We start from the raw sequence: 13,792 nt of genomic DNA on the forward strand, positions 1-13,792 counted from the left end.
TTGGGCGCCATTCAAACCCAATTCCATCATTTGGTACGCACCGTGCCGTCTGAAGGCCTCATCGTCTGCAACGGCCAACAGCAAAGCCTGCAAGATACTCTGGATAAAGGCTGCTGGACGCCCGTAGAAAAATTTGGTACCGAACAAGGCTGGCAGGTTGGTACCGTCCATGCCGACGGCTCGTTCGACGTACGTCATCACGGCGAAACAGTCGGACACGTCGCGTGGGAACTGATGGGCGAACACAACCGTATGAACGCCCTCGCCGTTATCTCCGCTGCACGTCATGCCGGCGTCGATATTCAGACGGCCTGCGAAGCTTTAAGTGCATTTAAAAACGTCAAACGCCGTATGGAAATCAAAGGCACGGTAAACGGCATCACTGTTTACGATGACTTTGCCCACCACCCGACCGCCATCGAAACCACTATCGAAGGTCTGCGCCAGCACGTCGGTAACGCACGCATCCTCGCCGTCCTCGAGCCACGTTCTAACACTATGAAACTCGGTACCATGAAAGCCGCCCTGCCCGCAAGCTTAAACAATGCCGACCAAGTGTTCTGCTACGCCGGTGGCGTGGACTGGGACGTCGCCGAAGCCCTCGCGCCTTTAGGTGACAAACTGCACGTAGGCAAAGACTTCGATGCCTTTGTTGCCGAAATTGTGAAAAATGCCGAAGCAGGCGATCATATTTTGGTCATGAGCAACGGCGGTTTCGGTGGAATACACGGGAAGCTGTTAGAAGCATTGAAATAGCCTTCTCCAATAACTAAGGCCGTCTGAAAAGTTTTCAGACGGCCTTTTATCATATGCCAATTTAAAATCTATATTTACAAAAAATGTTTTGGTAATACCCAAATAACACTCATCTATTATTTGCCCGTACATACTTGCTCAAGACCATTTTTCCATTATGCATTGCCAACCCACTCAAAAATCTGATAATAATGCAGACAACATCTAAGCCGTGCATATATCATGAAACACAAAATAGCCTTTAAGCCCATAGTTCTCAGTATTGCGCTTTCTATCCTTCTGATTACAACAGTTGTATTTTTTGCTCGTCATCACAATTCTATCCTAAGTATTAATACCGATTTCCTACAACAAAAAATTACCGAACCCAAAGGACCATCACCGAAAATCGTACAATCTGCGCGCAACCAAATCGGCAAAACCCTTCGTTACGACCCAGCTTACACGAAGCTCACTTATCCGATGGGAGATGTGCCGATATCAAAAGGCGTTTGCACAGACGTCATTATCCGTGCCTTGCGCGACCAAAATATAGATTTGCAAGATCTTGTTCATCAAGACATGAGCCGCAACTTTTCCGTCTATCCGAAACGCTGGGGTTTGAAACAACCTGATACCAATATTGACCACCGCCGCGTACCTAACCTAATGACTTATTTCACGCGTCAAGGCTGGGCAGTTCAAGATACAAACTATCAAGCTGGCGATATTGTAACTTGGGAACTGAAAGGCAACCGTCCCCATATCGGTATCGTCTCCGATCGAAAAATCGGAGACAGGCCCCTGATTATCCATAATATCGGTTCAGGAACCCGTGAAGACGATGTCCTCTACCGCTACACCATTACCGGACATTTCAGACTTCCCGTTCAATAAATCCTGGTGCTAAGCTCTAAATACTAGTTTTGCATCTGAAAAGCCATAGAGCAATAAAAAAGGCCGTCTGAAACAGTTTCAGATGGCCTTTTACTTACCTAACCCTCTTTATTTAACCGCAACCACCACATTTGCCGCAGCCACTGCTGCAGTCGCGTTTTTTCGGTTTGAACACGAATTTTCGCAAGAGGAAGAATACGCAGGCGAGCATAATCAAGCCGACGATAATATATTGAGTCATGACGATAGTATCCTTGAAGAAAGTTGGTAAACCACGAATGCGGCAAAATAAGCCATCAGGAACAAATAGCCTGTAATCATAAGCATATTTTTCGTGGATTTGGTTTCGCGTCTAATCACGGTCAAAGTCGCGGCACACATCGGAGCATACACATACCAAGCCAAGAAGGCAAAGGCGGTCGGCAAGCCCCAGTTGTTGTGTATGATGGGAATCAGTGCGTTTTGTACGGCATCTTCAGACGATGCGCTGACGGCATAAACGGTACCCAATGCGGCAACGACCACTTCGCGCGCGGCAATACCCGGAATCATGGCGATACACATTTCCCAAGTAAAGCCTAAAGGTGCAAAAAACGGCTGAATAGCATGACCAAGCGTACCTGCCAAGCTGTAATCGATGGCGGCACCGGTTGCGCCTTCAGGCGGTTGCGGCCAGCTTACCAAGCCCCACAGAACCACGGCCAATGCAAAAATAATGGTACCCGCGCGTTTCAGGAAGGCTTTTACCCTATCCCACAAGCTGGTCATGATGTGTTTGAAGTTAGGCGTACGGAAAGTCGGCAATTCCATCAAAAGTGGGAATTGTTGCACATTGCCTTTCATCCGCGCCAAGCGTTTCATGATATACGCCGCCAATGCAGCCGACAGAATGCCTACGATATAAAGAATAAACAATGTCAGGCCTTGCAGGTTGAAAATCCCACCCACTGTACGGTCAGGAATAACAGCGGCGATAATCAGCGCATACACTGGCAAACGTGCGGAACAAGTCAGCAACGGCGCAACCGCGATGGTAACAAGGCGTTCGCGCGGGTCGTTAATGGTACGCGCCGACATCACGGCAGGAACGGCACAGGCAAAGCTGGACAAAAGGGGAATAAACGAACGGCCGGACAAACCGCTTTTTGCCATGATGTTATCCAGCAGGAAGGCTGCACGCGGCAGATAGCCTGAGTCTTCCAATAGCAGGATAAAGGCAAACAAAATCGTAATCTGCGGCAGGAACACCAACACACTGCCCAAACCGGCAATGACGCCGTTGACGAGCAAGTCGCTGAGGATGCCCGGCTCCATGTTGGCGCCTATCCATTCGCCCAGCGCGGTAAAGCCACCTTCGATGGCGTCCATAATCGGCGCCGCCCATGTGTAAACCGCTTGGAACACCATAAACAGGATGACCAGCAGCATAATCATGCCCCAGACGGGGTGCAGCACGATGTCGTCGAGTTTTTTGTGCCATGCGGGCAGCGTCATCTGGGTGCGTACCACTTGTGCCAAAATCGATTCGACTTCTTGATAAAGTTTGTCGCTATCCAGCGCATCGAGCGTGCGTTCGGCAGAGGCGGGGTTTGCGGGAAAAGAGCGTTTGCGCGGCAGCTTCGCCACGGCTTCGCGTACAGCCTGTACGCCCGACGCGCTCACTGCAACTGTTTCCAAAACAGGTGCATCCAACAACTCGCTCAGTTTGGCCGCGTCGATATTCAAGCCCCTTTTGCGGGCCACGTCGCTCAAATTCAGCGACACCACCATAGGCAGTCCCAGCGTTTTCAGTTCCAAAATCATGCGCAGGGTCATACGCAGGTTGGTCGCGTCGGCAACGGCAATAATGGCATCGGGCGGAATGCCCATCTTGCCTACCATTACATCTTTCGCCACCGCTTCGTCGGGGCTGGTCGTGCGTAGGCTGTATGTGCCCGGCAGGTCGATAATGCGGACGGCCTCGTCGTCGAGGAAGGCGCCCTCGCGCTTATCGACAGTTACGCCCGGATAATTGGCAACCTTGGCATGTGAGCCGGTCAAACCGTTGAACAAAACGGTTTTGCCACAGTTTGGCGCGCCAATCAAGGCAAAATAGCTTAGTTCCATCATTTTTCCTTATTCTTTCAGACGGCCTTAAACGGCCTCAACGATACGACACATAATCTTCCCGGCCTCTTCCAAACGCAGGGAAAATTGAGATTGGTTACCCAAACGTACCGCAAACGGGCCTCTCCCAAAACCACCCACTGCAATCACTTGCAACGGCATTCCGCTGGAAAAACCCAAATCTGCAAGGCGACGGGTTACCAAGGTATCCAAATCACCAAAAACAGGATTGGAAACGATGGAATCAATATGTACGACTGCGCCTTTTTTCAGGCGCGACAAAGGAATGGTAGACATAAGCCTCTCTTTTCATTTGTTTTAAAAAATCAGATTATTAGAAATGTGAGAAGTGCTGACGAATGTGTGGCACATTTGAAAGGTTGGTTATGAGTGGCTATTTGCCCCTTCTTTCGATAAGTGCGGTTTGTTTGAATACTATTATTGTTTCTATTAATTATAAGGCGTTTTAATATAAAAATCAAATGTAACAAGATAAACTAAAAAGGCTGAAATCCTTTTATCATTAGAATTTCAGCCTTTTTATGCACTCAACAAACTAAAGGCCGTCTGAAAACTTTAAGACGGCCTTCAAAATAAAAAACCGAATCAAATCGGTTTTTTATTCCCATTCAGGGAAAGACTCTAAATTACAGAGCGTCTTTCAATGCTTTACCGGCACGGAATTTAGGAGTTTTAGCAGCAGCAATAGTCAAAGGCTCGCCAGTTTTAGGGTTGCGGCCTTGACGTTCGGCGCGTTCGCCGACGTAGAAAGTACCGAAACCGACCAGAGTAACAGTGTCGCCGTTTTTCAATGCGTTGGTTACGGCATTAGTAGTAGCATCCAAAGCTTTTTGCGCAGCAGATTTGGAAATGCCGGCTTCTTGAGCAATTGCTTCGATCAATTCAGACTTGTTCACAATTAGTCCCTTCCTATCGTAAAAAATGATGAAATGCCCGAATACTCGGGGCTTAAGCACTTTTAAAGCACATACGCACTTTATAGCAATTCTGAAATTATCATGTCAAGTAAAAGATGTGGAATTGCCCTATTTTTGTGGCATTCAGGGCAAAACCACATTTTTTGCAACATCAGACGGCCAACTTAATGCTTGGTTGCTTTTGTCCTTGACTTCGCCTTAGAAGTTTGCGGGGTCTCGGCAACCGTCAATTCAGCCGCCCATTGCTCAGGCTGAGTTTCCAAGCCCAAAGCCAACACTTCATCAATCCATTTGACCGGATGAATGGTCAGACCGGTTTTGACATTTTCAGGGATTTCTTCCAAATCTTTGACGTTGTCTTTTGGAATCAATACATGCTTGATACCGCCGCGCAAAGCAGCCAGCAGTTTTTCTTTCAAACCGCCAATCGGCAAGACTTCGCCACGCAAAGTGATTTCGCCGGTCATAGCTACATCAGCACGCACCGGAATTTTGGTGAAGGCAGAAACCATCGCCAAAGTCATGGCGATACCTGCGCTCGGACCGTCTTTTGGCGTCGCACCTTCAGGCACATGGACGTGAATGTCTTTCTTCTCATAAAAATCAGGGGCCAGACCCACTGATTCAGCACGAGAACGGACAACCGACCATGCGGCCGATACTGATTCTTTCATCACGTCGCCCAGTTGGCCGGTGCATTGAATCGTACCTTTACCCGGCAAGGCAACCGCCTCTACGGTCAATAACTCGCCACCGACTTCGGTCCAAGCCAGACCGGTTACCTGGCCGATGCGGTTTTCGCTTTCGGCCACACCATAGTCGAAACGGCGCACGCCCAGATAGTCATGCAGATTTTTCTCAGTAACTTTAATCGCTTTAGGCTTGGCCTTGCTTACTGTTTTGGATTTGGACGCTTTTTTCTTGTCCTCATTCAAAGTAACCTGCATCACCACTTTGCGACAGATTTTGGCAATTTCGCGATCCAACGAGCGGACACCGGCCTCGCGGGTGTAGTAACGGATAATATCGCGCACCGCACTTTCATCAACCACCAACTCACCCTCTTTCACACCATTGCGCTTCATTTGTTTCGGCACAAGGTATTGCATGGCGATATTGATTTTTTCATCTTCCGTATAACCGGACAGACGGATAATTTCCATACGGTCAAGCAGCGGAGTCGGGATATTCAAGCTGTTTGAAGTGGCAATAAACATCACATCGCTCAAATCATAATCGACTTCGGCATAATGGTCAGCGAACTTGTTGTTTTGCTCAGGATCCAGCACCTCAAGCAAAGCACTGGCAGGATCACCACGGAAATCGCTGCCCATCTTGTCGATTTCATCAAGCAGGAACAATGGGTTTTTCACACCCGCTTTCGCCATATTTTGCAAGATTTTGCCCGGCATAGAGCCGATATAGGTACGGCGGTGGCCGCGGATTTCGCTTTCATCACGCACGCCGCCCAACGCCATACGCACATATTGACGGCCTGTGGCTTTGGCAATCGACTCACCCAAGGAAGTTTTACCCACCCCCGGAGGGCCAACCAGACATAAAATCGGGCCTTTGAGCTTGTCCATACGTTTTTGAACGGCCAAATATTCCAAAATGCGCTCTTTAACTTTTTCCAAACCATAGTGGTCGGCATTCAAAATCAAATCAGCCTTGGCAATATCTTTGCTGACACGGGATTTTTTCTTCCACGGCAACTCAAGCAAAGTATCGATGTAGTTGCGCACGACGGTAGATTCCGCAGACATCGGCGGCATCATTTTCAGTTTTTTCAATTCAGACAGACATTTTTCTTCAGCCTCTTTGCTCATGCCTGCTTCTTTGATTTTGTTTTCCAGCGCATCCAGCTCGTCGCGCTCGTCTTCTTCGCCCAATTCTTTCTGAATCGCTTTTACTTGCTCATTCAAGTAATACTCACGTTGGGATTTTTCCATTTGACGTTTCACACGGCCACGGATGCGTTTCTCGACCTGCATGATATCGAGTTCGGCTTCCAACTGCGCCAGCAGAAATTCCAAACGGTCAACAATGCCGGCAGTCTCCAGTACATATTGACGCTGCTCTAATTTCAGCTGCAAATGCGCGGCAATAGTATCGGCAAGACGGCTGTTGTCATCGATACTGCTGATGGTACTGATAACTTCGGCAGGGATTTTTTTGTTCAATTTCGCATATTGCTCAAATTGAGTCAGCAAGGTACGGCGCAAGGCTTCAATTTCGGGATTGTCCTTGTCGCTGTTTTCATCAATCGCCTCCACATGGGATAAAAACAGTCCGCCTGTTTCGTCAACCGTCAATGCGCGCGCACGACGGATACCTTCTACCAACACTTTAACGGTGCCGTCAGGCAGCTTCAAAACCTGCAAAACTTGGGCAACCGTACCAGTTTGGTGCAAATCTTCAGCTTTAGGGTCTTCTGTATTAGGGTCAAGCTGGGCCAACAGGAAAACCGGATCATCATTAGCCATTGCCGCCTCAAGGGCTGCAATCGATTTAGGACGACCGACGAACAGCGGCAATACCATATGCGGATACACCACGACATCGCGTAAAGGCAAGGTAGCCAGCGCACTGTATTCCTCGAAATATTTGTCTTTTGTCGGCATAGTTAGAAATCTCAATCATTGTTAAATCAGAATGTAGCTCAAAATTGGGCTGAAGCGCTCCATTTCAAGACTTGAAAACAGCTTATCCGCACCTATTTTCTAAAACATCATTTTTAATAGCCCGATATGGACGTTTACGATAAAATATATCGGATTTTGGGCCGTCTGAAAACTTTTCAGACGGCCCTGGCTAACCAAAAAAGGTAGTAAACCATGACAGACTCAACCGAAAAAAAATCATTAATTGAATTCCCTTGCACCTTTCCTGTAAAAGTCATGGGCGTGGTTCATCCGGAATTTGAATCCGCCATCTTGGAAACCGTGCGCAAACACGCTCCCGATACCGAGCCGCACCACATTACTACGCGCCCAAGCAGCAAAGGCAACTATACCGGCGCGACTGTCCATGTAAATGTTGAAAATCAAGAGCAGCTCGACAATATCTACCGCGACCTGACTTCACACGAATTGGTAAAAGTGGTGCTGTAATGAAAATCGTGCACAAAGGCTTGGTCGATTACCTGCCGACTTTCGAAGCCATGAAGGCATTTAATGCCTCGCGTGACGAAAATACCGAAGACGAATTATGGGTGGTCGAACATCCGCCCGTATTCACTCAAGGCTTGGCCGGTAAGCCCGAACACCTCCTCATCCGCGACGATATTCCCGTTGTCCAAATTGACAGAGGAGGTCAAATTACCTACCACGGTCCTGGCCAATTGGTCGTTTATACGATGATCAATTTCAAACGCCGTAAGACCAGTGTGCGCCATATCGTTTCCGCACTTGAAAACAGCATCATCGCCACCTTGGCAGAATACGGCATCGAAGCAGCCGCCGACCCCAAACGTCCCGGCGTTTATGTCGGCGAGCGTAAAATCGCTTCCCTGGGCCTGCGTATCAAAGACGGCTCCGTTTACCACGGCTTGGCGCTTAACGTGAACATGGATTTAAGTCCGTTTACCCATATCAACCCCTGCGGTTATGCCGGTATGGAAATGACCCAAATTGCCGACTTTGTCTCTCCGGCACCCGGCTTGGCAGAAGTTTCAGACAAACTGACCAAGCATTTACAGAAAGAGCTGGCATAAGGCCGTCTGAAAATATTCGACCCCAACACCATCTTTTAACTGCCCCTCTGAACCCACAAGCCCTTAGTTCATAAAGACTACAATAAGCTTTTCAGACGGCCTTTATAACGACAGAAAGAACACATCACCATGAGTGAAGAAGTAAAAAACGACCCAAAACGCGGCATCAAACTGAAAGGCGCAGATAAAACTGCACGCATTCCGATTAAAGTTGTTCCATTGGAACAAAAATTGAAAAAGCCCGAATGGATCCGCGCCAAATTACCGGGCAAGAAATTCTTTGAAATCAAAAACATTCTTCGCGAACAAAAAATGCATACCGTGTGCGAAGAAGCATCTTGTCCAAATATCAGCGAATGCTTTACCAAGGGTACGGCCACATTCATGATCATGGGCGATATTTGTACCCGCCGCTGCCCGTTCTGCGACGTTGGTCATGGCCGCCCCAATATGCTGGATCCTGACGAGCCTAAACACTTGGCCGAATCCGTTAAATCCATGAACCTGCGCTATGTCGTGATTACTTCCGTCGACCGTGACGACCTGCGTGATGGCGGCGCCCAACACTTCGCCGACTGCATCAAAGCCATCCGCGAAACCAGCCCGAATACCAAAATCGAAATCCTTGTTCCCGATTTCCGCGGCCGTTTGGACATCGCACTGGAAATCTTGGCAGAAACACCGCCCGACGTGATGAACCACAACTTAGAAACCCATCCAAGCCTGTATAAAAAAGCCCGTCCGGGTGCCAATTACCAACACTCCCTCGAGCTTCTGCGCCGTTACAAAGAAATGATGCCCCATATCCCGACAAAGTCCGGCATCATGGTCGGCTTGGGCGAAACAGACGAGGACGTACGCGAAATAATGCGCGATATGCGTGCCAACAATATCGAGATGATTACCATCGGCCAATATCTGCAACCTTCAGACGGCCACCTGCCCGTCCTACGCTATGTAACGCCTGACCAATTTAAAGTTTTTGAAAAAGAAGCATACGAATTGGGCTTTACTAATGCCGCGATCGGCGCAATGGTTCGCTCCAGCTACCACGCAGACGAACAAGCAGCCGAAGCTTTGCGTGAAACCCACGGCGGTTGCAGCCACCACTAAGGTTTAAATCATATAAGGCCGTCTGAAAAATCAGGGGACTATTTTTTCAGACGGCCTTTGTTTATGCAAAACTCTTTAGATTTTCAAAAAATAAACCTTAGTCGGGCCCTATTGAGCCAATCTTAAGTAATACAAAAAAGCGGCTAAACAGGATAAACACTGTTTGCCGCTTTTTAATTTATTTCTTTATTTTACTTCTTCAACAATTTTGCCGCTTCAATCGCGTAGTAAGTCAAAATACCATCGGCGCCAGCACGTTTGAATGCCAATAAGCTTTCCAAAATGGTTTTTTCGCCATCCAGCCAACCGTTTTGAATGGCAGCCTGAAGCATGGCATATTCGCCGGAAACTTGGTAAGCATACGTCGGTACGCCGAATTCGTCTTTGACTCGGCGGACGACATCCAGATACGGCAGACCCGGTTTTACCATAACCATGTCTGCGCCCTCTTGAATATCCAATGCTACTTCGTGCAAGGCTTCGTTAGTATTTGCAGGATCCATTTGGTAGGTTTTCTTGTCTGCCTTACCCAGATTGCCGGAACTACCGACGGCATCGCGGAACGGGCCATAGAACGCTGAAGCATATTTTGCCGAATACGCCATAATGCGCGTATGGATATGTCCGGCATCTTCTAAGGCTTCACGGATGGCAAGAATACGTCCGTCCATCATGTCTGACGGGGCAATGACTTGTGCGCCTGCATCGGCATGACACAAAGCCTGTTTTACCAAAACTTCAATGGTTTCATCGTTGAGGACATAGCCATTTTCATCGGTTAAACCGTCTTGACCGTGAATGGTGTAGGGATCCAAGGCAACGTCGGTCATGATACCCAGCTCTGGGAATTTCTCGCGCAGGGTTCGTACTACTGTCGGCACCAAGCCTTCAGGATTATAAGCTTCCTCCGCAAACTCGGTTTTGTTTTGCGTTACCACGGGAAACAAAGCCAGCATAGGAATGCCGAGCTTCAGTGCTTCTTCAGCAGTGAACAACAATTTGTCCAAACTTTGGCGTTTGACACCCGGCATGGATGGGACTGCCTCTTCCTGATTCTGGCCTTCCAATACAAAAACCGGATAGATCAAATCATCTGCCGTCAAAGTATGCTCGCGCATCAGACGACGTGAAAAATCATCTTTACGCATACGGCGCATACGGGTGTTTGAGACATAACGCGGAGGGAAATTCATAACAATTGCCTTTCAATAATGAAGTCTTAAAATCAGTCTTCGACTTGACGTATGGCTTTGACCGAACGTTTGATTTCGCTGAACGTACCGGTTTTATAACTATTACGTTCCTGTTCGGTCATACCGTTTTGATCCAATTTGGCGATATTTTTCAATGCCTCGGCATACTGGCCGTCTGAAAGTTTTTCCTGTTTGATGCGCCAACGGTTGTTCACTTCGGAAGCCGTCCATAAGCCTACTTTGTTGTAGTAGAACAAAATGCTTGCCGCCAGCGTCTTCATATCGCTGTCGGGTTTGGCACTGCCGATACTGCGGCCGATACGGTTATTACGTTGATCGACTGCCTGGTCGGCAAGGTAGCGGCTGAAGTAGTCGTCTTTACCTTCTCGCAACTCCATATCCGTCAGACGCGCATTACCTGCTTTTTCTGCAATAATGCTGTCGAATTTAGAAGCAATCGCCGCCTGCCACAATGCTTGGCGTACGGCATTGACCTGTGTTCCCCTGCTGTCGCCGTTTGCTTTGTCGTCCAAACCTGTACGCTCGGCAAAGCGTGTGGCATTACTGGTCATATTGATTAAGCCTTCGTCTTCCATCCCGATAACTTGGGCGGCCACGGGATGGTTAAGCGCGAATTGAGCCATTTTACTGCGGCGGCTTTGATCTTCCTGATACGATTGGCAACCGGACAATACCAGCATGCCGAAAACGGCGCATTGAATGTGTTTTTTAATATGTTTCATGATGTAACTATCGATATTATTGTGTGAGTTCAACTTCTTTGTTTAACATAGAAACGCCCGTAAGCGCAAAATAATTTCCATACGGCCAAATCAGCGCATGAATGGCTATTTTATAATAAAAATAAGGCCGTCTGAAAACTTTCAGACGGCCTGAGTATTTTTAACCCAGTAAGCTGCGAATCTGCGGCCAATAAAACAGGCAGGCTATCGAGCAAATAGCAATACTGATACCGGCTGCATTAATGCTGCTGATTTTTTCCTTAAATATTGCCGCACCGATCAGCGTACCCAAAACAATCACGCCAATATTCATACCGGCAAAGACCAAGGTTGGATTATCCTTCATGATTTGGTGTGCCGAGATGTAGGTAACAATATTCAAAAAGTTCAGACAGCCCAAAATCATACCGCCCACTATGCCCTCTTTGGTCCATTTGCTTCCTTTGGCAAACAGGTAGCCAAACATCAAGATACCGGCCAAACAAAACGCCACCAGCAAATTACCGGCAAAAGCGGTACCGCTTTTCGCCACTTGTTTGAACAAAATATCGATGACGCCGTAGCCGCACCAGACGCTCAAAAGCAGCATTACTTGCGTGCTGAAGCCGCCGGATTTCTTGCCGCCATCGCTTTTCCAAAGCAAGAAAAACAGTGCCGTAAATGCCAATACCAAACCGATCAGACGGCCTTCGGTCAACTGCTCATGGAAAAGCGTGAATGAAGCGACAATCGGCAGAAACAGCGATAAGCGTTGTGCCGCGTCCGATTTGACGATACCTGCCGCATCTACGGATTTGCCCATAATGACAAACACGCTTGGCAGCAATATGCCCAAGGCCGCAAAAAGCCACCACGTCGGTAAAAATACCTGCGGATTGCTCAAATCGGGTTTTAACACCAGCATGGTCAAAGTGACGGCAACGATATAATTCACCGCCACCGCCTGCTCGATATTGATTTTTTGCTTGCGCGCCACTTTCAGCAAGACAGACACCAACACGCTGCAAACGATACTTGCCAATAAATATGCCATGCTTTAAAACCATCCTTGATTGGAAACAGGCTTATCTTCATTCAGTTTAATCAGTCCGACGACTACACGGTAAATAAACCAAATGGCAGTTACCAATAAAATCAGCCAACCAATTAAGATCAGTGTAGTAAAAGTTCCCAAAACCGTACCCACTAAAGACACCCAAAATGTCTTAATCAAATAATCGATATGACTGGCGTAAATACTGCCTTGAGCCTCATCGCGTTTAACATACGCCATAATCACACCGACAACGGGGGTAAACAAAATCAATAAGCCCACAGCATATGTAACATAAGCAATAAAAACATAGTTTTTTACGTCAGAGCTGGGCGTGTTGACCACATTTGTCGCCGTATTATTGAAGCTGTTGTCTTTGGCTTCCTGACGCTCGTACTGCATAGCCGCATCATAAGCCAAACGTTTTTCCGGATGAGACAATACTTCAAACGCCTGTCCGATGGCTTTGAAACGCTCCGCATCTTTCTGAATATCCGGATTGGCCACCAATTTGCCGTAAGCTTCGCGGATAACGTTGATATCCGCATCCTGAGATACACCCAAGATTTCGTATAAATTCACTTGTTCCATCTGTATTCCCCTCCTTTACGCGTCCACTGCAACATGAACATCTTGCGGATTAAGCGTCCGCAGGTTTTCAGGCTTCATGCCTACGATAAACCCACGTTTGCCGCCATTGATAAAAATCTCGTCCAAAGCCCAAATACTTTCTTCCACATAAACCGGCAACGCAGTTTTCATACCGAACGGCGACGTCCCGCCGACCAAATATCCTGTCCATTTCGCCGCCTGATCTGCCGTTGCCGGTTCGATGTGTTTCAAACCCAGTTCGCGCGCCAGATTGCGGGTGGAAATATGTTTGTCACCGTGCATTAAAACAACCAAACCTTTTTTATGCTCATCCTGCAAAACAATCGTTTTGATGACCTGATGCTCGGGCTTGCCCGTACATTCGGCAAAACGCGCCGTACCACCATGTTCTTCATATGCGTAAACATAAGGGACAAAATCGATTTTCTTACTGCGTAAAAAGCGTACTGCCTGCGTAACCGGATATTCTGCTTTACTCATGGGTTGTTTTCCGCCATCCTTTTCAGACAGCCCCTCTTAAATGTGGAACGTAAACAGTCGCAATGTTACCATACCTTCTTTTTGAAATCAGGAGACAACATGGACATCCGCTATCTTGGCACAAGCAAACGCTATTCGGAAGCCGTCGTGGCCAACGGCTTGGTTTTCCTCTCCGGCATGGTTCCCGAAAATCCTGAAGCCGATGCCAAAGCGCAAACTGAAAATGT

15 protein-coding genes and 1 pseudogene are annotated in these 13,792 nt (G+C 47.8%); 6 read left to right on the forward strand and 10 right to left on the reverse strand.

From position 1 onward, the window contains the following. Together mpl and ACTHS3_RS06575 are read left to right on the forward strand one after the other, a co-directional pair. On the forward strand, window positions 1-756 hold a 756-nt coding region (gene mpl / locus ACTHS3_RS06570; RefSeq protein WP_440367460.1), incomplete at its 5' end, for a UDP-N-acetylmuramate:L-alanyl-gamma-D-glutamyl-meso-diaminopimelate ligase. Between the two features lie 222 nt (window positions 757-978). Beyond that, the gene (locus tag ACTHS3_RS06575; RefSeq protein ID WP_049333815.1) at window positions 979-1,632 is read left to right on the forward strand and encodes a DUF1287 domain-containing protein; all 654 of its coding nucleotides are present in this window, start codon (window positions 979-981) and stop codon (window positions 1,630-1,632) included. Between the two features lie 112 nt (window positions 1,633-1,744). On the opposite strand, the gene ACTHS3_RS06580 is transcribed toward ACTHS3_RS06575, so the two are convergent. From ACTHS3_RS06580 to lon, 5 genes are all read right to left on the reverse strand, one after another. Next, window positions 1,745-1,873 carry a FeoB-associated Cys-rich membrane protein gene (locus ACTHS3_RS06580; RefSeq protein WP_003683546.1) on the reverse strand — a complete coding sequence of 43 codons (129 nt, stop codon included), beginning with the start codon at window positions 1,871-1,873 and terminating at the stop codon, window positions 1,745-1,747. Then, window positions 1,870-3,738 carry a ferrous iron transporter B gene (gene feoB / locus ACTHS3_RS06585; RefSeq protein WP_063069033.1) on the reverse strand — a complete coding sequence of 623 codons (1,869 nt, stop codon included), beginning with the start codon at window positions 3,736-3,738 and terminating at the stop codon, window positions 1,870-1,872. The genes ACTHS3_RS06580 and feoB overlap by 4 nt, the downstream gene beginning before the upstream one ends. Window positions 3,739-3,765: 27 nt before the next feature. Then, window positions 3,766-4,035 (reverse strand): FeoA family protein, encoded by a 270-nt coding sequence (locus ACTHS3_RS06590; protein WP_049344802.1) that lies wholly within the window; start codon window positions 4,033-4,035, stop codon window positions 3,766-3,768. Window positions 4,036-4,385: 350 nt separating this feature from the next. Then, entirely contained in the window at window positions 4,386-4,655 is a 270-nt protein-coding gene (locus ACTHS3_RS06595) for an HU family DNA-binding protein (protein ID WP_003683413.1), read from the reverse strand. 185 nt (window positions 4,656-4,840) lie between these two features. After that, window positions 4,841-7,300: an endopeptidase La gene (gene lon / locus ACTHS3_RS06600; RefSeq protein WP_440367463.1), complete on the reverse strand. Its 2,460-nt coding sequence runs from the start codon at window positions 7,298-7,300 to the stop codon at window positions 4,841-4,843. 213 nt (window positions 7,301-7,513) lie between these two features. Here lon and ACTHS3_RS06605 point away from each other — a divergent pair, with 213 nt between their 5' ends. The 3 genes from ACTHS3_RS06605 (at window position 7,514) to lipA (ending at window position 9,504) form a co-directional block, all read left to right on the forward strand. Continuing rightward, entirely contained in the window at window positions 7,514-7,789 is a 276-nt protein-coding gene (locus ACTHS3_RS06605) for an HP0495 family protein (RefSeq protein WP_004519710.1), read from the forward strand. Further along, window positions 7,789-8,391: a lipoyl(octanoyl) transferase LipB gene (gene lipB, locus ACTHS3_RS06610; RefSeq protein WP_004519711.1), complete on the forward strand. Its 603-nt coding sequence runs from the start codon at window positions 7,789-7,791 to the stop codon at window positions 8,389-8,391. Before ACTHS3_RS06605 ends, lipB begins: the two co-directional genes overlap by 1 nt. A gap of 129 nt (window positions 8,392-8,520) precedes the next feature. After that, a complete protein-coding gene (gene lipA / locus ACTHS3_RS06615) occupies window positions 8,521-9,504 on the forward strand; it encodes a lipoyl synthase (protein WP_003683323.1) in 984 nt (327 codons plus the stop codon). 191 nt (window positions 9,505-9,695) lie between these two features. On the opposite strand, the gene hemB is transcribed toward lipA, so the two are convergent. The 5 genes from hemB to ybaK all read right to left on the reverse strand — a co-directional run bounded on the left by hemB (window position 9,696) and on the right by ybaK (window position 13,565). Further along, window positions 9,696-10,697 (reverse strand): porphobilinogen synthase, encoded by a 1,002-nt coding sequence (gene hemB / locus ACTHS3_RS06620; RefSeq protein WP_003683488.1) that lies wholly within the window; start codon window positions 10,695-10,697, stop codon window positions 9,696-9,698. A gap of 32 nt (window positions 10,698-10,729) precedes the next feature. Then, complete coding sequence (locus tag ACTHS3_RS06625) at window positions 10,730-11,440, reverse strand: DUF6973 domain-containing protein (protein ID WP_004519713.1); 711 nt, start codon at window positions 11,438-11,440, stop codon at window positions 10,730-10,732. Between the two features lie 160 nt (window positions 11,441-11,600). Further along, window positions 11,601-12,473 carry a DMT family transporter gene (locus tag ACTHS3_RS06630; protein ID WP_049344792.1) on the reverse strand — a complete coding sequence of 291 codons (873 nt, stop codon included), beginning with the start codon at window positions 12,471-12,473 and terminating at the stop codon, window positions 11,601-11,603. A gap of 3 nt (window positions 12,474-12,476) precedes the next feature. Then, entirely contained in the window at window positions 12,477-13,064 is a 588-nt protein-coding gene (locus ACTHS3_RS06635; protein WP_004519715.1) for a DnaJ domain-containing protein, read from the reverse strand. Between the two features lie 15 nt (window positions 13,065-13,079). Beyond that, a complete protein-coding gene (gene ybaK, locus ACTHS3_RS06640) occupies window positions 13,080-13,565 on the reverse strand; it encodes a Cys-tRNA(Pro) deacylase (RefSeq protein WP_004519716.1) in 486 nt (161 codons plus the stop codon). Window positions 13,566-13,664: 99 nt separating this feature from the next. On the opposite strand from ybaK, the pseudogene ACTHS3_RS06645 reads away from it, so the two are divergent. Further along, window positions 13,665-13,792 (forward strand): annotated as a pseudogene (locus ACTHS3_RS06645) (RidA family protein); the annotation flags it as partial.

It is taken from the genome of Neisseria sp. P0009.S007 (assembly GCF_051962515.1).